This is a genomic window from Methanomethylovorans hollandica DSM 15978 (genome assembly GCF_000328665.1).
In the GTDB taxonomy this organism is placed as follows: domain Archaea; phylum Halobacteriota; class Methanosarcinia; order Methanosarcinales; family Methanosarcinaceae; genus Methanomethylovorans; species Methanomethylovorans hollandica.
Genome location: NC_019977.1, coordinates 787,727 through 809,214, shown reverse-complemented (window position 1 = coordinate 809,214; position 21,488 = coordinate 787,727). Strand labels below are relative to the sequence as shown.

Sequence of the window (21,488 nt, the reverse complement as noted above, 5' to 3'; positions counted from 1 at the left end):
CTTAAGGATCTTTTTTTCTAAAAAACAGCATTAAAGCAGCAATGATTACTATAACCGGAACTGCCATATGCAATCTGAATCCCTCAATTCCATTTGTCCCATTTGAGATATTATCGTCGAGACTGATATTCTGCCCTTGATTATTTTCATCTTCCGGAATTAGAGGTTCAGGCAGATTCCTATCCAGGTACTGGAACACTGGTGAGAAAGCTACAAGCTCCTCATCATCGCCAGCATAGATGGTATCCACAGTTATGTTCAGGAGAGTCTGATCATTTTTCTTATAGATAAAAAGATCTCCTTCTCTGAGGATTACACTTTGCAAAATATTATTTCCCAAAGACAGTTCCAGCCATACACTGTCAGCTTCCTGATTCACACTTTTTATAGTAAGATTATATCCCTGATAAAAATGCCAGGTATTGCCTGCAAGAAGATATATGCTTGTATCATTTAAAAGTACATCTTCCACTACAGGAGCAGCCTTAGCGGGTAATACAGCACCTGTCGGCGTGCAGATGATCAGAACCAATAGCAATACGGATAGATATTTTCCTATCCACATGGATAAGTCTCTCATCTAGTACGTGTATAGACACATCTACCAGCAATAAGGTTTACCCTTTTCCCATCTTTTGTTCTGACAGAGATAGCTCCTGTATCAGTGATCCCTATAGCTTTGCCTTCAACCATCTTCGAAGGGGTCATTATGGTGACGTTCTTACCAATAGTATCTGAGAGATTGATCCATTCGCTTAGGATAGCAGAAAATTCCTGTGTCTTGAACTTTATATATTGTTGCTCAATTTCATACAGTAATTTTTGGACGAATTCTACCCTATTAACCTCTGTACCAAGTTCTTTCTGGAGGCTTGTCGCATTCTCACGTATCCCCGGAGGGAAATCGTCCACATTGACATTGGCATTAATACCAATCCCAATGATAATATAATCGACCTGTTCCATTTCAGCATCTACTTCTGTGAGTATGCCACATACCTTTTTATCTTTTATGAGTACATCATTAGGCCATTTTATACGGGCATCGAGCCCAAGGGACCGAATAGTATTTGCTGCTGCAAGTCCTGTCATTAATGTAAGCCTTGCTGCATGATCAAGAGGGATATTAGGTTTGAGTATTACAGAAAGATTGACTCCTCCTTTAGGTGACTGCCAGTTCCTTCCTAACCGCCCCCGTCCTTTCTTCTGGGACTCAGCTATGACCACTGTACCTTCTTCTGCTTCCTTGGCCATTTCCTTAGCGAAGCTGTTAGTTGATTCCAACTCTGCAAAGTAAAAGATATTATTACCTATCAAAGTGGTATTTAGCCCGTCTTTGATCTCTTCAGGGTAAAGCATATCCGGGACTACCTTTAAAATATAGCCCGTTTTTGGGGATGATTCGATCTCGTATCCCCCTTCCTTCAAGGAACTTATATACTTCCAGACCATTGCCCTGGAAACACCTAACCGTTCTCCAAGTTCCTCCCCTGATACTGGTTTTCCATCAGCTTCTTTCAATATCCGTATGATCTCAGCTAAATTAGTGCTCACTTTATCCCACCAATAAACATCTCTCTATAGAATATTTACTCTGTATTACTAGATTGATTCTTTGCCGCATGCATATAAGACTCTACAGCTGCAGTGACGGCAGCGACCATTGTCGACTTGTTCTCAAGTGCAGATGCAAGTGTAGCTCCCTTTTCCGAATCTTCCTTTACAACTCTTTCCACATCTTTGATTATGGAATTGTCCTCTATGAAATGGGTTGTAAGATTGCCTTTGAGGAACTGCTCATGCCTGATCACTGCCTTATGGAACGGTATATTAGTTGCAACTCCCACGACTACGTATTCATAAAGTGCTCTGTCCATCCTGTGTATAGCTTCAATACGCGTAGGCGCCCATACACTGAGCTTTGAGATCATCGAATCATAATACGGGGAAATAGTGTATCCCATATGTACACCGCTGTCCACACGCACGCCTGGCCCGCCTGAAGAACGGTACCTGCGTATCTTTCCTGGAGAAGGAGCGAAATCGTTCAAAGGATCTTCAGCGTTGATCCTGCATTCTATGGCCCAGCCCCACAGAGGAATATCCTCCTGCGAGTATGCAAGTTCCTCACCAGCAGCAATGCATAGTTGTTTTTTAGCAAGGTCAAGACCAGTTATCAGCTCTGTAATACTATGCTCTACCTGCAGACGCGTGTTCATTTCAAGGAAATAGAACTCTCCCTTGGAATACAGGAACTCCATGGTGCCTGCATTTTCATAGCCTATAGACTTTGCTCCTTTGACAGCGGCTTCTCCCATAAGTTCACGCATCTCCTCGGTAATGATCGGAGAAGGAGCTTCTTCTATCAGCTTCTGATGTCTGCGCTGTATAGAGCATTCTCTTTCATTGCAATGGACCGTATTCCCGTACCTGTCAGCGAGTAACTGGAACTCTATGTGCCTGGGTTCATCCAGGTATTTTTCTATGAATACAGTTGGATCCCCAAAAGCAGATTTTGCAACAGATTGAATGGAAGCGATAGCGTTGGCAAATTCCTCTCTGGAATGGACTATCTTCATTCCTATACCGCCACCACCTGCAGACGCTTTTATTATTACCGGATAGCCAATATCTTCTGCGATCTCGGCAGCTTCGTCGACCTCAGAGATGGCATTTTCGGTACCTGGAACTACAGGGACCCCTGCCTTGCTCATGGTCTTACGAGCCTCGATCTTACTACCCATTTTCTTGATAACATTTGCGGGAGGACCTATGAAAACTACTCCGGCTTTTTCACATTTGGATGCAAATACATGATTTTCCGACAGAAAACCATAACCAGGGTGTATAGCTTCAGAACCTGTCTTCTCAGCTACATCAAGTATCTTCTCCATATTAAGATAGCTCTGGCTTGAAGGTGCCGGGCCTAAAAGATATGCTTCGTCAGCATACTTTGCGAAGAGGGCATTCTTATCAGCTTCAGAATATACGGCAACGGTCTTCACTCCCAGCTCTCTGCAGGCCCTCATGGCCCGGATGGCTATTTCACCTCTGTTCGCAATGAGCACTTTGTTAAACATGGGATCTCCTCATTCGATTGCCATCAATATATCTCCGGAGGCAACAGGATCGCCTTCCCCGAAGAAGATCTCTTTAACAATCCCACTGTGTGGTGCATGAATAGCATTTTCCATTTTCATGGCCTCCATGACACATATAATGTCACCTTCCTTAACATCATCGCCTACGCCAACCTTGATGGAGAGGACCATGCCCTGCATATGGCTTGTGACCGCTCCAGCAACCGATCTTGCAGAGGGTTTTCCAGAGCTTTCTGTCACCGTAAGGGAACCATCCACCGGATGGACCTTCACATTGAAAACATCACCATCCACTTCCACCTTGAACTCTGTGGGTATTCCCTGAGAACTGGAAACTGCACAGGGATGCATTTCTGTCATGATGGGAGTGAGTTCTTCCTCTTTTGATTCGCCCCTCAGGAAAGCCGGGGCTATTGCAGGATACAAGATGTAAGTGAGGACATCCTCTTCCTTCTTAATGAGGCCCAATTTCTCTGCCTGAGCTTTCATCTTCTCATATTCAGGTTCAAGCAGATCGGCCGGGCGGCAAGTGATAGGCTCTTCGTCCTGTATGAGCTTAACCAATATGTCCTCATCTATCTTGTGAGGTGGTCTGCCATACAGCCCCCGGGCATAGTCCTTGACCTCCTTGGGGATGACCTTGTAGCGTTCCCCCATGAGTACATTAAGTACTGCCTGAGTACCCACGATCTGGCTGGTGGGAGTCACAAGCGGAGGATATCCCAGTTCTGCACGGACCCGGGGCATTTCCTTGAGCACATCCTTGTACTTGTCCAGAGCATTCTGTTCCTTTAACTGAGATACAAGGTTAGAGAGCATGCCACCCGGAATCTGATATACCAGCACATTAGTATCGATCTGTTCTGATATTGGGTTAAGGACACACCTCAGCTCATCTTTTATCTTCTTGAAATACTCTGCGACCTCTGTAATGAGCTCTATATCCAGACCAGTGGCACGCTCTGTCTCTTCCAAGGCAGCTACTATGGATTCTGTGGGAGGCTGTGAAGTTCCCCACGCCAGAGGTGATACTGCAGTGTCCAATATGTCCACACCTGCCCTGCATGCTGCCATGTAGCTCATAGGTGCCATACCGGATGTACAATGAGAATGCAGGTCCACTGGCAAATTGACTTCTTTCTTGATAGCCTTTACAAGCTCATATGCCTGATGGGGAGAAATAAGTCCCGCCATATCCTTTATACACAAAGAATCACATTCATGCTCCGCCAGATCTCTTGCAAGTTCCACGTATTTTTCTATAGTGTGCACGGGACTTGTAGTATAACATATAGCACCCTGAACGTGAGCTCCCTGCTTTTTAGCTACTGATATGGCCTTTTCCATATTGCGGATATCATTGACAGCATCGAATACCCTGAAAATATCTATACCATTTTCATAGGCCTTCTGAACGAACTTCTCAACAACGTCATCCGAATAATGCCTGTAACCCACGAGGTTCTGTCCCCGAAGTAACATCTGAGCATAAGTATTATGCATTTGTTTTTTGAGTGACCTGAGCCTTTCCCACGGATCTTCGTTCAGATATCTGATGCAGGTATCGAATGTGGCACCTCCCCACATCTCAAGAGAATAATACCCTACTTGATCGAGTTTGTCCATTATGGGTAGCATGTTGCGGGTGCGCATGCGGGTGGCTATGAGCGATTGGTGTGCATCTCGCAGGACGGTCTCTGTAATTTTTACTTTCATGTGACACCTCTGGGACATAAATAAACTAAATATAATAAATGTAAATGAGCCGCTTTGATGTGCAGCTCAAGCTAAAATTGTACTTAATACTCCATGATATCATATTTAGTTTCTGGTTATCCGGCTTCAATAGTGCTTTTTATGGTATAAACAGAACAATTATTGTGTTTACGTCTACCCTTCACCTGATATCATAACATCCTGAGTATCGGCCAACTATATTAAGGGAGTTGGAAAGCTTGATGACAGATTGCTTATCCTGCTGGATCTGAGGAACGTGCTCTAGATAATGAAACTAAATAGTTGTACCAATTTGTATGAAACGCTCAGAGCGGGAATTAAGACCCTGCCTTCTTTGTTTGACATTAATGATATGACTTTTTGAATCCAGTTTCTTTTTCTTTAGTAAACACTAAGTACCAATAAACAAATCATTTTATGGTACTGAATGGAAATAGAAGCTAAATTTTCGGTTCCCAAAAAGGATACTTTTGAAGCCCTTATGTCTGCCCAAAGCATCGGCCCCTTTGCACTAAGTACTGCTGTTCAGGCCCGGCTGGAGGACACTTATCTGGATACCGTGGACATGGCTATAATGTCCAGTGGACATTACCTCAGGCGCAGGCAAAAGGAAGACAGTATAATTTACACAATCAAATCCCTTGGAGGGATGCGAAAAAATGGTGTGAGGCATAGGGAAGAAATGGAGTACTTACTGAAACAGGACACACCATTTGAAAAATGGAACGATCCGGATATGAAAGAATTTCTTGCCGGTATAGTGGGAAAAAACAAACTTATACCACTCTTCAATGTATCCCATATAAGGAACGTGAGAAATATCTTTAATAAGGAGAAGCATGTGGCAGAGCTCAGCCTGGATGATGTGTTGATAACGGTCTGGGAAAAAAGGCTGGAATATCTGGAAATAGAAGTGGAGATGCTTCCCGAAGGAAATAAGGGAGATATGGAAAAGCTGATGGATGAGCTTAAAAAAAACTATAGTCTTTCCCCTGATTCTCTCGCAAAGTTTGAGTATGCGCTGCAATTAATGCAAGAAGTGGAAAAAGAAGGTCCTTTTCTAAAAGAGAACATGGATCTTGTATCTAAACCTCTCTCTGTGCAGAAACTCTTTGAAATTCATCATGTTGAAAGAGTGCATGCTAGAAAGGTCACAGAAAATGCTCTTAAGCTTTTCGATGAGCTAAAAGAGGTACATGGCCTGGAAGAAGAGTATCGCAGGGTAATATGGATAGCTGCTCTGGTACATGATGTGGGAGTGTACACCAACATGGCAGACCACCATAAGACTGGCAGGGATATACTGATGCATTCCCCTCCCAGGGAGTTACCTCATAGGTTCTGGCCAGTTGCAGTGTGGACAACTTTCCTGCACAAGAAGAAGATGAGCAGGGAAAAACTGGAAAAACTGCAGCTCAAGCCATTTGGAAAAATGTCAGCGCAGATGCAGGAGAATACACTCAGGCTGGCAGCACTCATACGCATTGCTGATGGGCTGGATTATAGCCGCATGCATTCACAGTTGAACAGGATCACCATAGAGGAAAAGAAAATACTGATCACAGTACAGGGCCCTGGTGCACAAACAGATGCTGCCAGAGCTGATGAGAAAAGTGATCTATGGAGGATCCTGTATGAACATGAAATAACTTTCAAAGCAGCTGAACAGAATCCCTGACTGGCTAACTACAGCTCTTTCTCAATGGTTTTCACAAGTGTTTTTAAGGTCTTTAATCTTGCATATTTTTTATCATTTGCTTCGACAATTGTCCAGGGAGCATGAGTAGTATGCGTCTTTAAAAGCATCTCATCTACTGCTTCACTATATTCGCCCCATTTTTCCCTGTTCCTCCAGTCATCCGAGGTTATCTTCCACTGTTTATAAGAAGTGTTTTCTCTTTCCTTGAATCTTTTCAATTGTTCGTTCTCATCTATGTGCAACCAGAACTTTACTATGATCGTCCCGAAATCTGTCAATATTTCCTCGAACTCATTTATCTCGTTGTATGCCCGCTTCCATTGTTCTTCCTTGGAAAAGGCTTCCACCCTCTCCACCAGCACCCTTCCATACCAGCTTCGGTCAAAGATGGTTATATGTCCGGCTTCGGGTATTTTTCGATAGAAACGCCACAAATAGTGATGGTTCTTTTCAAAATCATTGGGCACCCCCACAGGTTCAACACTATAAAGCCTGGGATCAAGTTTCCTGGCTATCCGTCTTATGTTACCACCTTTGCCTGCAGCATCCCATCCTTCAAAGGCTACTACCACGGGAATTTTTTGGTTGAACAATTCATACTGCAGTTCACCCAGCCTTTCCTGGTACTGATCCTTTTTTTCCTCATATTCATCCTCTTCGGTCTTCAGGGAAAGATCGACCTGTGAAAGTCTGGGGGCGGATGGATCTATACTGCTGATAGTATCCTTAAAGGGTTTTAAGGTTTTATCATTTATTTTTTCGATATGTGCTTCCATCATGCTTATGGTCGTAGAAAGCACTTTTACTGTTGCGTGATTAGATTCTTCGGCCTCTATGACAGTCCAGGGAGCATATCCCCTGTGTGTGCTTTCAAGAATCTGGTCTATGAAAGGCAGATAGTTGTCATATTCATTGAGATAATCAAGTTCCTCATCAACAACACAGAGGGGTATGATCTTCTTCTCATATTCCCGAAACCTTTTCTGCTGTTCTTTCTGGGTTATATGCATAAAGAATTTAATTATGAGGTGACCGTCGTCTGCAAGCTGCCGTTCAAAAACATTTATCCTTTCAACACAATGTTCAAATTGTTCGTTGTTTCCTTTTCTGTTAAAATATTCTATGACAGCCCGGCTATACCAGCTCCTGTCAAAGATAGCAATGCTGCCATATGCAGGTATGTCCTGCCAGAACCTCCAAATAAGAGGTTTTTTGAGATCTTCATATGTTGGTTTCGTTGTAACATGGTACCTGAACCCCATTGGGTTTAATCCCATCAGACAACGATTAATGATCTCTGCCATGCCGGAAGCATGCCATCCTTCAAACACAATGACAATCGGTATCCTCATCTTCCAGGCTTTACGCTGCAGTTCTCCTATACGGATATACAGATCATCTATCTGGGATTTGTACTCCGTCTTGGTCATAGAGAGAGAAAGATCAATATTCTTGAGCATATAATAATCTCCTTTGAAATTTTGCTTTATCTTAATAACCCAGGCTGGAATATGCTCCAGGCTATGAGGGCTAAGCTTCCGGTAATAACTATCAATATGAAAGGTTTCAGGGATCTGCTGAACAACTCCTTGGAACCAGTTATTTTTATAAATACAGGCTTTGTCAATGTGCTTATAATACTTGCCATTACTGCAGTTTCAGCAGCAGTCTGATAGGAGATATTACCACCAAGTGCAAGAGATGTCACAGATGCAATAACTGCTGCACTGCTTACTATACCTCCCAAAGCTGTAGCATAGGTGCCTATGGATCCGGCGAAATTGTTGGTGGTGTTTGCCAGTAAAAGGAAAAGAGCGAAGATCAAACCAAACTTAAAAGCAGGGCCCAAGGCAAAGGGTGATCCAATCTCAAGTGTTTCCTGGGTGACTTCTATCTTCTGCCTTTCAAAGAGTACAAGCATCACTGTGACAAGTCCCATTATCAAGAAGGGAGGAAGCATAAGTAATGCAGTTCTACCGCTGGTGTCCACAATGATAGCTATGACAATGTCCCTGATAAGCATAGATATGACCGCCAGCATGGAGCCCATGTATATATTCTCTGTGAGGTTGATCCTCCTGCGTGAGATGTTTGCGAGTGCTACAATGGTAGCTTCACTGCTGACCAGACCTCCCAGAAGCCCGGAATAAGCTATACCTCCTTTGGAACCCATTTTTTTGAGAGATAGATAGTTTACAAAACTGATGGAAGACACGAGGACAACGATGAGGATGGCGGATTTGAGATTCAGCACATCATATAAGGGTTCTGCAGGTACTATGGGATATAGGACGAAAACCACTGCGAGGAATTTCAGTGCTCCAGAGATATCTTTTTCAGAAAGGTGCTCCGCTAATGCATGCAATGGTTTTTTCTCAATTAGGACAAATGTGAGGACAACAGCAGAAACTATTGGCACCAGGAACATGCCACTGCCTACAAGGATGCCTAAAAGGTATGTAAAAAAGAGAGCAATAGCGCTTGTGAGGCCGGAACGACCATAGACTATGTTCACTGAGTAGATTATAAGAACGCAGGAAGAAAACATAAAGATAGTAGTTATAAGAAGTATGTCAAAGGAAACATAAGGTTGCATGAATGTGGCTAGCATGCCGATAAGACATGTAATGGTAAAGGTTCTTACCCCTGCATAGATCTTTTTGCTGGTCCTCCAGTGCTCGCGTTCAATCCCGATGAGTATCCCTATCATGAGAGAAACTCCCAGTTTCTTGAAAAAAGTTACAAGAAAAGGGTCAAGTCCAATATTATTAATTATGTCGATTATTTGCATAATTCCTTCTTATACATATTTAGAATAATAATAGATCTTATGCTCTATATATAATATATTTTCTATAGATTTTTATTTGCTAAGCAGAAATTACATTGATGGGGAGTAAGAAACAGTATCACAAGAGATATGATTTCTAAGGGCATTTTCTTTATCTGCTGCATTAATTAAGAGGTACAATACACCTTGGGTATTAAAGAAGGAATGCATTGCTTGTAAGAAGTGTGTTAAGAAATGCCCATTAGATGCGATCTATATGTCCAAAGGTAAAGCAGTTATTGAAGACCAGACATGTTATTTACTGTGGCAAATGTGTGAAAGTCTGCCCTGTACATGCCGTACTGAAGGATAAGTAAAAAGTGGAACTTGATGTGGAAACGAACATAAGGTCATTGCACAAGAAAATGAAAAAGCACAAATGCATGCAAAAAACTTTAATTGTCAGGAAACATAGGGATATGTATGGATAGAGAGGGGAAAAAGAATAATCAAAAAGCTCCTGCGCTTTTTATGATCGCTGCCGGCTTGATCTTAATTGCATCTGCTATCACATATGCAATGTTGGAGAACATGAATCGATTTTCTGAACCTGGAAAGATCCTTGTATCCCTGGGACTTGCAGGATCGGGGATACTAGTCATCCTACTTGGCCTTAACACAAAATTTCCATGGAAAGGGAGCTCCGGTTTTTTTTTAGCTTGCGGCTCCTTACTATCAATTTCCGGTGTACTTGGTTTTATAATCCTTTACCCTGAAGACTGGTTCTATCCTAAAGTGGCATATGTAGTACTCACTTATACAGCAGGGATACTCCTGTTATTGTTCAATATCATGCTGCAACAATCCGGAAATACATCGATGCCTGCAGAGAGCGGATCCGAGCCGCAAGATATTGAAACCGGGAACACCATGTATGCCGGTGAGAGCCAATTAGTAGCAGTTATCAGTAGTATGATGGTATCCCGGATATTATATCCTGAAGATAGCTATGCAAGCTGGAACTCTACTGATAATGAAAATGAGATATACATAATTAACAATGACATTATCCAGGATGATAAGGAAAAAGGAAAAATCTGTGAAACTGGTTCATCTTCCGGAAATATCCCGGAAACTATGTTCCCGGAAACAATGATGGACATTGACCCGGAAACAAGTGGAACTATAGAAACAAATGGGACTACAGACACTTTTGAAATAATAACTGAAACTGGTACAAAGAGTGCTACTGCTGTAACAAAAAGTAAAAGCTTCTTTTCAATGAAAAGAACTGATATAAGAAAAGATGACCACATGAAAGAAGCTGCCCACAAGATCCTGAGATTCCATTTTGGAAGAATGCTCAAACATGAACGTGGCACAATGCTGGGTAAGGATATAGAAGAGTTACACGATATGCGTGTCGCAGCCATGCGCATGCGTTCTGTGTTGCAGGTGTTCAACGGTCATCTGGATATGAATACTATGAAGCCTATTTTCAGGAACATAAAAGATACCCGCAGATCCCTTGGAGCTGTCCGCGACCTGGATGTGTTCATGGAAAAGATACAACACTATACCGGATCGCTTCCCGAAGATAGAACTTCGGAACTGGACGAACTTGTTGGAACTCTTCTGATAGAAAGAGACAAGGCAAGAGGACTTATGCTGTTACATCTTGACAGTACTAAATATGATAAGTTCAAGCTCAATTTCACAAAAATACTGGAAAAGGAGGGGCAATGGGAAGAATCACTGGTAGACAGGGATGGCAGACCCCTGCCCCACAGAGTAAGGGATGTACTTCCTCCTCTATTGTATAATGAGCTCTCTAAAGTGCGAGCCTACGATGATCTGGTACGCGAAGATGAACCTTCCTTTGAGATGTTACATGCTTTGCGCATAGATATAAAGATTTTGAGATACACACTGGAATTCTTCGATGAAGTTCTTGGAGAGGAAACAAAAAGCCTTATTAAAGACCTTAAAGAACTGCAGGATGTTCTTGGCGATATCCATGATGCAGTAGTTGCAATGGAACTACTGGAAAACTATCTGAAATATGGGAAGTGGGACTACACAGAAGGCAGGAAATCAGTAGGAGAGCAGATAATAATTGACCCTGGAGTTGAAAATTATCTTGCTTATCGCAGAAAAGAGATAACAGAGCTACTTGAATCTTTCCCGGAAGTATGGACAAAAGTAATGGAAACTGATTTCGGAGTAAGGTTCTCAAATGTAATAGCTGAACTATACCACAATTGAAACGGTATTCATTCCAGAATAATATAGAAAATATATACATGTATGTAGAGCTATTGCTAATAAGTATAAAATGTAATTATAAGGGAACTAATATTTTGTGGGAATATCCTTTAGGATTACAGTCCATGAAATTATGCTCGGGTGGTGGAGTATATTATAACTGTAATATTTAAATGTAATTTAAAATATACATTGTGATCTAGATGGTGGAAAAATTAAAAAAATATGTTAACCGTGAAATGAGCTGGCTTTCCTTCAATGAAAGGGTATTGCAGGAGGCAGCAGATCCTTCATTACCATTACTGGAACGCCTGAAGTTCCTGGGTATTTTCTCGTCGAACCAGGATGAATTCTTCAGTGTGAGAGTGGGGACTGTCCAGAGAATGATAGATGCAGGCGTGAAATCCAGTGAAACGATAGGAGATTCACCAAAAAAAACAATGAAAATGATCCATAAAAGGGTATTGCAGCTTAGAGACAAGTTCGATGAGGTATTCACAGAGATAGAGAATGAGCTGCAAAAAGCGAATATATTCATTATAAATGAAACTGAACTTACTCTGCAGCAGCAGGAGTTCGTAAGGGAATACTTCATTTCCAAAGTGCGTCCCAGGCTTGTACCTATCATGTTCCGGGAACTTAAAAAATTCCCTTATCTTAAGAACCAGGCCATATATCTGGCAGTCGCAATGTATAAATATCGGGACCCGCAGGACTTCAACTACGCCCTGATAGAAGTGCCTGCAGATGTACTACCCCGCTTTCTTCCGTTACCATCGGACTCTGGCACTAATCATGTAATAATGCTGGATGATGTCATACGTTTCGGCCTCACGAACATTTTCTCTATATTTGATTATGATTCCATAACTGCGTACACCATCAAACTGACCAGGGATGCTGAACTTGATATAGAAGATGATGTTATGAAAAGCTTTTTTGAAAAGATCTCCGAAGGTCTCAAGCAAAGAGAAAGAGGAGAACCTGTGAGATTTGTATATGACAGGGAAATGCCGGAAGACCTGCTGAACATCATACTTGATGGCCTGAAAATGAAAAACTTTGAAAATATAGTTCCCGGCGGAAGATACCACAATGCACGGGACTTCATAAACTTCCCGGAAGTAGGTGAAAGCTCCCTGTTATATGAAAAAAATAAGCCTATAAGACATCCTGATCTTCCAGTTAACCGCAGCATTATGGAAGCAATACGCAGTAAAGATGTAATGCTTTGTTACCCCTACCATTCTTTCAATCATATGATCGATCTGTTAAGAGAAGCGGCCATTGACCCGAATGTCACCACCATTAAGATGACGCTCTATAGAGTAGCTAAGAACTCAAATGTGGTGAACGCCCTCATCAATGCTGTGAAGAACGGTAAATCCGTAACAGTGGTCATCGAGCTGCAGGCGCGTTTCGATGAAATGGCAAATATCTTCTGGACACAAAAACTGGAAGAAGCAGGTGCTACAATTATAGACGGCGTCCCGGGACTGAAGGTACATGCCAAGCTCTGTAAGATCACAAGGATAGAAAATGATATCCCTGTGACATACGCATGTATAGGCACGGGTAATTTTAACGAGTCTACTGCCCACGTTTATAGTGATCATGCATTGCTTACATCCAATCCTGCCATAACCAGCGAAGTAAAACATATTTTCGATTTCTTTGAGCATACATACAAGCATATCAGTTATGACCACCTCATAGTTGCACCTCACTACATGCGTAACAAGATCTACAGGCTGATCAATGATGAAATAAGGAATGCCAGAGCCGGAAAAAAGGCTTATATTTACCTGAAGATGAACAATCTTGTGGACCGCAGGATGATAGAAAAACTGTACAATGCCAGCCAGGCAGGTGTCAAGATCAGAATGGTAACAAGGGGTATATGTTCTCTTATACCCGGAATCAAAGGACTCAGTGAGAACATAGAGATAACAAGCATAGTAGATAAATATCTGGAGCATTCACGCGTATTTATTTTTTGTAATGGTGGTGATGAGAGATATTTCATTTCCTCTGCAGACTGGATGGTGCGTAACCTTGACAGGCGAGTAGAAGTCGCGATACCGATATATGATCCTTCGATACAGGAAGAACTTAAAAAGTTCATGGAGATCCAATTTGCTGATAATACTAAGGCACGTATCATTGATAAAGACCAGAATAACAGGTATGTGAAAAGGAAACGTTCAAGTGGTATTAGAAGATCGCAGGACGAACTGTATACATTCTTCAGTGACAAAGCTTCCAAAACAGGTGAAGTACCATGAAATTTGCTGCCATAGACGTAGGTTCAAATGCTGTCAGGCTTTTGCTTGCAAGGGTAGAAGAAGAGAGTGTGCAGCCTGTGTATGAAAAAGTTGCTCTTTTAAGAATGCCTATCCGCCTGGGAGAAGATGCGTTCCCTCACAAAAGGATATCAGAAGAAAAAGCCCAGCAACTTATCAAGACAATGACGGGCTTCAGGCATTTGATGGATGCTTTCGAACCTACAGATTATATGGCATGTGCCACATCAGCTATGCGGGAATCCAGCAACAGCAGAGAGATAGTTGAACTTATCCGCAAAAGAAGCGGGATCGAGCTTTCCATCATCAGTGGAAAAAGGGAAGCAGAGATCATTTACTATAACCATGTCGAAAGGCTGGCTGATGACAACAACAATGCATGCCACATGTATGTGGATGTTGGCGGTGGCAGCACCGAAATAATAGTTTTTAATGAACACAGGATAATGGAATGCCGGTCTTTTGACATTGGCAGCATACGCATACAAGAAGGATTGGTTACCAGGAGAGATTGGGAAGATATGAAGCTGTGGGTGAAACATATTTCTTCCCGCTATCATCCAATATCCACAATAGGAAGTGGCGGTAACATAAATTTTCTATTCAATATGTCCAAAAATAAAGATGGTAAACCAATTGAATACAACAACCTAAAAAAATTATATAAATTTATTTATTCTTTCACAATTGAACAGCGCATATCAGAACTGAGAATACGGCCTGACAGGGCAGATGTAATAGTCCACGCAGCAAAAATATACCTGTCAGTGATGAAATGGAGTGACACTACTGAAATGTTCGTGCCGCAAATGGGACTGGCAGATGGTATCATTCACATGTTGTACAATAAACACAAACAGACTTTTGTATGATCACTAAAAAAAGTGTGCCTCAGGACTCATAGGGTTCATCACTGTTCAGAAAACAAGCTCATCACAGGCACACATTATTATTGATCGATTGCATCCTTGATCTCTTTTGCTATCTCCATAGCTGCTTTTTTTGGGTCATCGGCCAGATAGATGCTCCTGCCGACAATTACCCAGTCAGCTCCGGCTTTGATGGCATCGGCAGCGCTGCCACCCTGGACACCCACACCCGGAGATATGATGGCTATATCATTTCCGATAATACTGCGGATCTTCTGCACACGTTCCGGACGTGTAGCAGGTGCAACAACTCCTGCGACCTTTGCATTTGATGCCAGCTGCGCCATATCCTCTGCGACCTTTTGCATAAAATCAAGGGCTCCGGGATGGCTCATCTCAGTAACGACATATATATCGGCTCCATGCACTTCAGCAACTTCCACACACGTCTTAAGGCTGTCAGAGCCAGTGAAACCATGCACAATCAATGCATTTGCCCCTGCACTAAACACCTGCTCACAGATCAGACGATCGGTATTAGGTATGTCGGCCACTTTGAAATCTGCTATCACGGGCACCATTTCTGCAATTTCACCTATGATGTCTTTGCCCGTTGCCAGGACAAGAGGATAGCCTATCTTGATAGCATCCACATAGCCTTTTACATCCTGAGATATTTTAAGTGCCTGATGTCTGTCCGTAACATCCAGGGCAAGTATGAGTCGTGTATCCTTTATCATGTATATCACTTTCTATGTCATCTCTAAGCTTTAGCCAGCCTGCTCCTTACAGCTGCCACAAGCAGAGGCAAAGTAATAGTCGCATCAGAGTGGACCGTGACCGAACGGGCATTTTCACTTAACTTACCCCAAGACCGCGCTTCGTCAAGTGTGGCACCACTCAAACCTCCGGTCTGAGGGGTGTCCATGGTGAGCTGTATAGCATATTCGAATTCCTGATGGGTCACAAGCATGGATTGGAAAATGTAGTTCTTGGGAACCCCACCGCCGATCAGCAATGCACCCGGGTTTTTTGCTTCATAGCAGATATCGATCATCTCCCTCATATCAGCGAAGGCATCTACATTAAGAGTATGCATCTGTTTGTACAGCCAGGCTTGCAGCCCTATCATAGAATCCTGTATGGCAGGGCAATACACAGGCACGTTCATGTCCGCAGCAGTACGTAATATGGAATTCTTATCATCGATGTTATTGCCGATATGTGTCATGAATTCCCTGATGGATATGGTCTTGTCCCCTATATCAGAGAATATGGCCTGCATCTTCTCTTCAAAATCCGTGAAATGATGCTCGGGCAGGAATACATCATAGATACGATTGATCTCCTGATGCTTGAGTTCCAGATCATCTGTTTGCTCGGTACCTTTGTAATGGTGCAGACCCATGGATTCCACCACTTCATGCACCATATTTGCCCCTGTAGTAACTAGTACATCTATGTAGCCATCCCTTATTAGATCAGCTACTATGGCCCTCATGCCGGCTGGCACCATAGCTCCGGCAAGTCCGAAGAAACTGGTGCTCTTGTTACTTAACATCTCGTGATAGATGTTTACTGCATCAGCTATCCTGCCTGCTCCAAAAGCACAGCCATCCAGCGCATGCATCAGTTCGTCCACACTCATACCAGCGGTGACCCTGGTCTGGTTTATAGGACACTGAAGACTTTTTTCTATTGAATGATGATCCATTTAAAAGCCCTTCTTTTTGTACTTTTACGACACTCATGTGTTTTAAGGTTTCTTCATATATATTCTACTCATATATTTTACTCATACATGCACAATTTAAAATGCATTATTGCCATATTCAAAGCAAAACATCTCTTACGCAAAAATGACAATAGATATCAAACCCATATTCAATGAACCTACACTCGTTGTAGAAAATGAAGTGAGCTCGCTGGTGATAGCCGATATACACCTGGGAATAGAATGGGACCTGTATGCCAGCGGTTTTTCCATACCCAGCCGTATGCAAAAAGGACTTGACCGCATTCTGGGGTATATAGGATCTGTAGATCCTGACAGGATAATACTGCTTGGAGACGTCAAACACAATGTGCCTCAGATCTCCTGGCAGGAAAGAGATGAACTACCCTATTTCCTGAGCACCCTGGCAGAACACACGCATGTGGATATCCTTCCTGGTAATCATGATGCAGGCATAGAGTTCCTCCTCCCTGAAGGAAAGGATGTGCAGTTGCATTCTTCCAGAGGTGCTGTTATAGACGGTGTGGGCTACTTCCACGGTCATACCTGGCCAGCTCCCGAACTGCTTGAAGCTGAATATATCATTACAGCCCACAACCATCCTACGATCCGTTTCACAGACCCCCTAGGTCATGCGGTAGTGGAGCCTGCCTGGGTGCGCACCCGGCTGAAAAAAGAGGCATTACAGGCACATTACAGTAGCATGGACCTGAGTGAGGGATGGAAAGATCCGAGAGTATTCATTGTACCATCTTTCAACGAGCTGTGCGGAGGCGTTGCATTCAACGAGTCACTGGAAGATGACCTGTTAGGTCCGATTTTTTCATCCGGGGGAGTGGAACTGGATAATGCAGAAATATACCTGCTGGATGGCACAAAGCTTGGGCTTTTGAAACATGTGCGCAAATTGAATGGTCCGAAAAAAGAACGTAAAAGAAAGGAAAAGGGACGCAGATGAGCTTTGGGAATATGTTCGATGATTTTGATCCTAAAATTCAGGAGACTTTGATGGAACTTGGATTTAAGGCACCTACGGAACCCCAGGAAAAAGCCTTCCCCCATATACTAAAAGGAGAACACACTTTTCTAATAGCTCCCACAGGTTCAGGAAAAACAGAATCTGCAGTACTGCCGATCTTTAATAGCATCCTCGCAAGATCCCTTGAAGAAAGAAAGGGCATATCTGCTCTGTACATTACACCCCTGAGGGCATTGAACAGGGACATGCTCTCACGCATACAATGGTGGGGCAGGGAGTTGGGTATCGATGTGCAGGTCCGCCACGGGGATACCCCACGTAACGAACGGCAAAAACAGTCGCGCAGACCACCGGATTTTTTGATCACGACGCCTGAAACCTTACAGGCAATGTTCACAGGCAGGCTGCTGCGGGAAAGTCTGGGATATGTGAAACATGTAGTTGTGGACGAGATCCATGAGCTGGCAGCTTCAAAAAGAGGAGCACAGCTTGCTATAGGTCTTGAAAGACTGGTGGAGTTCGCAGGTGAGTTCCAGAGAGTGGGGCTTTCCGCAACTGTAGGTAATCCCGAAGAAGTTGCACGGTTCCTTGCAGGATCAAAGAGAAATGTAGTGGTCTTACAGGTCATCATGTCCAAACTCCTGGAATTCAATGTGGTACGTCCGCAGATAGCAGCGGAGGACATGAAGATCTCTCAGATGGTCGGATGTGATATTGAGTTTGCTGCACATCTGAGATGTATCCGTGATATAGTACAAAAGCACGAGTCAACTCTTATTTTCGTCAATACGAGACAAAGTGCGGAAGCTTTGGCATCGGGTTTCAGGATAATGGGCGAGTCCATAGGAGTGCATCATGGATCCCTGTCTGTGGAAGCGCGTATCGAAGCTGAGGAATCCTTCAAAGCAGGAGATATAAAAGGCCTTATATGTACATCTTCCATGGAACTTGGAATTGATATCGGCAAGGTGGACCATGTTGTGCAGTATGGATCTCCAAGACAGGTTTCCCGGCTTTTACAAAGGGTAGGACGTGCAGGTCACAGGATACATGAGATCTCCAGAGGAACTATTCTTGCAGTTGGACAGGATGATGTTGCGGAAAGCATGATGATCGTAATGTACGCTTTTGAAGGAAAGGCTGAAAAGATATCAGTACAGACCGGGGCTCTGGATGTGCTGGCCAACCAGATATCCGGGATGGTACTTGATTTCGGAGAACTTGATATTTCACGCCTGCATTCGATCTTCAAAAGAGCATATCCTTTCCGTGATCTGACCCTGCAGGAACTGGAAAGGGTTGTGGAACAGGTAACAGAATACAGGCTGGTGTGGAGGGAAGAAGGATCAAGCATACTGGGAAGGCGGCGCAAGAGCTGGCAGTATTATTATGAGAATCTCTCCATGATACCCGATGAGAGAAAATACGAGGTATTAGATATGGTTTCCGGCAGGCCGGTAGGAATGCTGGACGAAGCTTTTGTTATTACTTCCGCGACTCCTGGTGCTGTGTTCATCACCAAGGGTGACATGTGGAAAGTAGTTGATATAGACAATGAAAAGAACAGGATAAAAGTAGAACCTGTCAAAGCCAAGGGTGAGATACCCAGCTGGGTGGGTGAGGAAATACCTGTGCCTTTTGATGTAGCTCAGGCAGTTGGAAAGCTGCGGGCTTTCATCCGGGATTCACTTATTCAGGACATGCAACCAGAAAAAATAGCAGAAGATATTATGCGCAAGTACCACGTTGACATGGCAGGTGCTTCAGAGTTGATCTCGCTTGTGGCTGAACATGTGGCTGTCGGGCTTAAAGTGCCGGATGATAAAACATTGGTTATTGAAAGCGATGATGATGCGGTGATCATTAATGCTTGCTTTGGGCATAACACCAATGAAACTTTAGCCAAAGTACTGACGGCATTGCTTGCAGCACGTTTTGGAAGCAGTGTGGCACAGGAAGTGGACCCCTACCGTATACGACTCCAAGGACCACGGAGGCTGAAACCTGATGACATCAGGTCAATGTTGCTTGATGTTGGGCCTGACCACATTGAACCAATCATAGAGATGACCCTCAAGAACACGTCTCTTATGAAGTGGAAAATGGTGCATGTTGCAAGGAAGTTCGGAGCGCTTAGCAAAGATCTGGATTATGACAGGATCAGCATGAAAAAACTTTTAGAGATATACAAAGGTACTTCTATGTATGACGAGGTGGTCCGGGAGATCCTGCATGATATGCTGGATGTGGATTCTGCCCGCGGGGTTTTATCACAGATATCTTCAGGTGAGATCAAAATCGTGATCAGTGTCTCAACACCCATCGGTTCATCAGGATTCTCGATGAAACGTGATCTGGTAGCTCCGGAAAAAGCAGACAGATCGATAGTTCTTGCCCTCAAGGAACGTATTATGCAAGACAGCATAATATTATTCTGCATACACTGTAAAAAATGGGTATCTCACCGAAAAGTGATGAATGTACCGGATGATATCATATGCCCTGTATGCGGATCAAAAATGGTGGCTGCCCTCAAGCCATGGGAAGATGAAGAGATCAAACTTGTAAAGAAACATGGTGGATCTGCTTCCGATGAAGAAATAAAACGTATAAAAAGAGTATATAGGAATGCTAATTTTGTAAGGTCACATGGAAAAAAAGCTGTTATTGCACTTGCTTCCAGAGGTGTGGGTCCTGAAATAGCTTCCCGTATCATACAGAAAAACAGGCCTGATGAAGAAGACTTCTATAGAGATATTATGGGAGCGGAGCGCAACTATGCCAAAACTAAGAAATTCTGGGATTGAGAATTGTATTTAAATGCTCTTATCACATGGAAAGAAAACGGGTTTTACAAACATAGTATGTAATTTTGAACAGAAATGTATTTAACCTAGTATAAAGCGCTATTCCCAATAGTTTTATATTCGATGTATTGCAAATTCAGGTGACTAACTCTTTAATTGGAGAGAAGGATTAATTATGAGCGACTTAAACATGAAGGAAAGGTTTTTAAAAGCATTGAAATGTGAGGAAGTCGACAAAGTTCCAGTTCTGTCAGTTACACAGACCGCTATTGTCGAGCTCATGGACAAAACAGGAGCTGCATGGCCAGAGGCACACAGCGACGCAAAGCTTATGGCAGCACTCGCATACGCCTCATACGAGGAATGTGGCCTTGAGGGCGTAAGGGCACCATACTGTCTTACAGTTCTTGCTCAGGCAATGGGCTGTGAGGTCAACATGGGTACAAAGAACAGACAGCCATCTGTTACAGCACACCCATACCCTGACAGTGTTGAAAACCTGAAGATGCCTGAGAATCTCCTTGAACAGGGCAGGATCCCTGCTGTGCTGGAAGCAATGAAGATACTTAAGGAGAAAACAGACGGAAAGGTCCCTGTAATAGCAGGTATGGAAGGACCTATCACCCTTGCATCAGACCTCTGCGGTGTTAAGAGGTTCATGAAATGGTCCCTAAAGGACAAAGCTTCATACAATGCTATACTCGACTTCGCAACTGAAGCATGCATTGCATACGCAAATGCTCTGGCAGATGCTGGTGCAGATGCTATCAGTGTACCAGACCCAGTAGCTTCTCCTGACCTCATGCCACCAGCTGCCTTTGAAGCAGATCTTAAGCCAAGGCTCCAAAAGTTCGCAGCAGCTGTAAAGGTTCCAATGATCCTCCACATCTGCGGTGATGTAACTCCAATTATCCCCGCAATGGCAGACTGTGGCTTCGTGGCCATTAGTATCGAAGAGAAGGTAAAGGACATGGCAGGCGCAAAGGCAAAGGTTGCTGGCAAAGTAGCCATTTGTGGAAATGTGTCAAGCCCCTTCATTCTGCTTGGAGCAACACCTGATAAGGTGAAGGAAGCAGCCACAGATGCTCTTAAGGCAGGAGTAGATGTACTTGCACCAGGCTGCGGTATCGCGCCGGACACACCTGTTGCCAACCTTAAGGCAATGGTCGAAGCAAGGAACGAATACTACAAGTAAACTATTTTTATCAATGTGGCCACTGTGG

At 43.3% G+C, this 21,488-nt stretch carries 16 protein-coding genes and 1 pseudogene; 9 read left to right on the top strand and 8 right to left on the bottom strand.

Translation table 11 applies throughout. The annotated features are described in order from the left end of the window. Nucleotide 1 precedes the first annotated feature (1 nt). From METHO_RS03840 to oadA, 4 genes are read right to left on the bottom strand one after another with little or no spacing between them, the layout of a single operon-like run. Entirely contained in the window at nucleotides 2-565 is a 564-nt protein-coding gene (locus METHO_RS03840) for an S-layer protein domain-containing protein (RefSeq protein ID WP_015324206.1), read from the bottom strand. A gap of 11 nt (nucleotides 566-576) precedes the next feature. Next, nucleotides 577-1,554 carry a biotin--[acetyl-CoA-carboxylase] ligase gene (locus METHO_RS03835; protein WP_015324205.1) on the bottom strand — a complete coding sequence of 326 codons (978 nt, stop codon included), beginning with the start codon at nucleotides 1,552-1,554 and terminating at the stop codon, nucleotides 577-579. A gap of 35 nt (nucleotides 1,555-1,589) precedes the next feature. Then, the gene (locus tag METHO_RS03830) at nucleotides 1,590-3,080 is read right to left on the bottom strand and encodes an acetyl-CoA carboxylase biotin carboxylase subunit (RefSeq protein ID WP_015324204.1); all 1,491 of its coding nucleotides are present in this window, start codon (nucleotides 3,078-3,080) and stop codon (nucleotides 1,590-1,592) included. 9 nt (nucleotides 3,081-3,089) lie between these two features. After that, nucleotides 3,090-4,817 carry a sodium-extruding oxaloacetate decarboxylase subunit alpha gene (oadA, locus tag METHO_RS03825; RefSeq protein WP_015324203.1) on the bottom strand — a complete coding sequence of 576 codons (1,728 nt, stop codon included), beginning with the start codon at nucleotides 4,815-4,817 and terminating at the stop codon, nucleotides 3,090-3,092. A 448-nt stretch (nucleotides 4,818-5,265) separates the two neighbouring features. On the opposite strand from oadA, the gene METHO_RS13240 reads away from it, so the two are divergent. Continuing rightward, complete coding sequence (locus tag METHO_RS13240) at nucleotides 5,266-6,516, top strand: CYTH domain-containing protein (RefSeq protein WP_015324202.1); 1,251 nt, start codon at nucleotides 5,266-5,268, stop codon at nucleotides 6,514-6,516. Between the two features lie 8 nt (nucleotides 6,517-6,524). On the opposite strand, the gene pap is transcribed toward METHO_RS13240, so the two are convergent. Both pap and METHO_RS03810 read right to left on the bottom strand, forming a co-directional pair. After that, on the bottom strand, nucleotides 6,525-7,997 hold the full coding sequence (gene pap / locus METHO_RS03815; RefSeq protein ID WP_015324201.1) for a polyphosphate:AMP phosphotransferase: 1,473 nt from the start codon (nucleotides 7,995-7,997) through the stop codon (nucleotides 6,525-6,527). A gap of 26 nt (nucleotides 7,998-8,023) precedes the next feature. Next, nucleotides 8,024-9,328, bottom strand: a complete 1,305-nt coding sequence (locus METHO_RS03810; RefSeq protein ID WP_015324200.1) for an MgtC/SapB family protein — start codon at nucleotides 9,326-9,328, stop codon at nucleotides 8,024-8,026. Nucleotides 9,329-9,494: 166 nt separating this feature from the next. Between METHO_RS03810 and METHO_RS14375 the strand changes: the two are divergent. The 5 genes and pseudogenes from METHO_RS14375 to METHO_RS03795 form a co-directional block, all read left to right on the top strand. Next, a pseudogene (locus METHO_RS14375) lies at nucleotides 9,495-9,581 on the top strand (4Fe-4S binding protein); the annotation flags it as partial. Continuing rightward, nucleotides 9,574-9,684: a 4Fe-4S binding protein gene (locus METHO_RS14370; RefSeq protein WP_216594314.1), complete on the top strand. Its 111-nt coding sequence runs from the start codon at nucleotides 9,574-9,576 to the stop codon at nucleotides 9,682-9,684. The pseudogene METHO_RS14375 and the gene METHO_RS14370, both read left to right, overlap by 8 nt. Before the next feature lie 82 nt (nucleotides 9,685-9,766). Continuing rightward, nucleotides 9,767-11,572 (top strand): CHAD domain-containing protein, encoded by a 1,806-nt coding sequence (locus METHO_RS03805; RefSeq protein ID WP_172635182.1) that lies wholly within the window; start codon nucleotides 9,767-9,769, stop codon nucleotides 11,570-11,572. 203 nt (nucleotides 11,573-11,775) lie between these two features. Next, nucleotides 11,776-13,857: a polyphosphate kinase 1 gene (gene ppk1, locus METHO_RS03800; protein WP_015324198.1), complete on the top strand. Its 2,082-nt coding sequence runs from the start codon at nucleotides 11,776-11,778 to the stop codon at nucleotides 13,855-13,857. Then, complete coding sequence (locus tag METHO_RS03795) at nucleotides 13,854-14,747, top strand: Ppx/GppA phosphatase family protein (protein WP_015324197.1); 894 nt, start codon at nucleotides 13,854-13,856, stop codon at nucleotides 14,745-14,747. Before ppk1 ends, METHO_RS03795 begins: the two co-directional genes overlap by 4 nt. 77 nt (nucleotides 14,748-14,824) lie before the next feature. Here METHO_RS03795 and pyrF read toward each other — a convergent pair whose 3' ends face one another. After that, on the bottom strand, nucleotides 14,825-15,484 hold the full coding sequence (gene pyrF, locus METHO_RS03790) for an orotidine-5'-phosphate decarboxylase (RefSeq protein WP_015324196.1): 660 nt from the start codon (nucleotides 15,482-15,484) through the stop codon (nucleotides 14,825-14,827). 23 nt (nucleotides 15,485-15,507) lie between these two features. Next, entirely contained in the window at nucleotides 15,508-16,458 is a 951-nt protein-coding gene (locus METHO_RS03785) for a deoxyhypusine synthase (RefSeq protein ID WP_015324195.1), read from the bottom strand. Nucleotides 16,459-16,603: 145 nt separating this feature from the next. Between METHO_RS03785 and METHO_RS03780 the strand changes: the two genes are divergently transcribed. From METHO_RS03780 to mtaA, 3 genes are all read left to right on the top strand, one after another. Then, entirely contained in the window at nucleotides 16,604-17,437 is an 834-nt protein-coding gene (locus tag METHO_RS03780) for a metallophosphoesterase (protein ID WP_015324194.1), read from the top strand. Further along, a complete protein-coding gene (locus tag METHO_RS03775; RefSeq protein ID WP_015324193.1) occupies nucleotides 17,434-20,265 on the top strand; it encodes a DEAD/DEAH box helicase in 2,832 nt (943 codons plus the stop codon). Before METHO_RS03780 ends, METHO_RS03775 begins: the two co-directional genes overlap by 4 nt. A 175-nt stretch (nucleotides 20,266-20,440) precedes the next feature. Then, nucleotides 20,441-21,460 (top strand): methylcobamide:CoM methyltransferase MtaA, encoded by a 1,020-nt coding sequence (mtaA, locus tag METHO_RS03770; RefSeq protein ID WP_015324192.1) that lies wholly within the window; start codon nucleotides 20,441-20,443, stop codon nucleotides 21,458-21,460. The last annotated feature ends 28 nt before the right edge of the window (nucleotides 21,461-21,488 follow it).

What these genes read in the sequence shown, in the direction of transcription:
- METHO_RS03840 (WP_015324206.1), bottom strand. Translation starts at nt 565, where the DNA reads ATGTGGATAGGAAAATATCTATCCGTATTGCTATTGGTTCTGATCATC.
- METHO_RS03830 (WP_015324204.1), bottom strand. Translation starts at nt 3,080, where the DNA reads ATGTTTAACAAAGTGCTCATTGCGAACAGAGGTGAAATAGCCATCCGG.
- oadA (WP_015324203.1), bottom strand. Translation starts at nt 4,817, where the DNA reads ATGAAAGTAAAAATTACAGAGACCGTCCTGCGAGATGCACACCAATCG.
- METHO_RS13240 (WP_015324202.1), top strand. Translation starts at nt 5,266, where the DNA reads ATGGAAATAGAAGCTAAATTTTCGGTTCCCAAAAAGGATACTTTTGAA.
- pap (WP_015324201.1), bottom strand. Translation starts at nt 7,997, where the DNA reads ATGCTCAAGAATATTGATCTTTCTCTCTCTATGACCAAGACGGAGTAC.
- METHO_RS03810 (WP_015324200.1), bottom strand. Translation starts at nt 9,328, where the DNA reads ATGCAAATAATCGACATAATTAATAATATTGGACTTGACCCTTTTCTT.
- METHO_RS14370 (WP_216594314.1), top strand. Translation starts at nt 9,574, where the DNA reads ATGCGATCTATATGTCCAAAGGTAAAGCAGTTATTGAAGACCAGACAT.
- ppk1 (WP_015324198.1), top strand. Translation starts at nt 11,776, where the DNA reads ATGGTGGAAAAATTAAAAAAATATGTTAACCGTGAAATGAGCTGGCTT.
- METHO_RS03795 (WP_015324197.1), top strand. Translation starts at nt 13,854, where the DNA reads ATGAAATTTGCTGCCATAGACGTAGGTTCAAATGCTGTCAGGCTTTTG.
- pyrF (WP_015324196.1), bottom strand. Translation starts at nt 15,484, where the DNA reads ATGATAAAGGATACACGACTCATACTTGCCCTGGATGTTACGGACAGA.
- METHO_RS03785 (WP_015324195.1), bottom strand. Translation starts at nt 16,458, where the DNA reads ATGGATCATCATTCAATAGAAAAAAGTCTTCAGTGTCCTATAAACCAG.
- METHO_RS03780 (WP_015324194.1), top strand. Translation starts at nt 16,604, where the DNA reads ATGACAATAGATATCAAACCCATATTCAATGAACCTACACTCGTTGTA.
- METHO_RS03775 (WP_015324193.1), top strand. Translation starts at nt 17,434, where the DNA reads ATGAGCTTTGGGAATATGTTCGATGATTTTGATCCTAAAATTCAGGAG.
- mtaA (WP_015324192.1), top strand. Translation starts at nt 20,441, where the DNA reads ATGAGCGACTTAAACATGAAGGAAAGGTTTTTAAAAGCATTGAAATGT.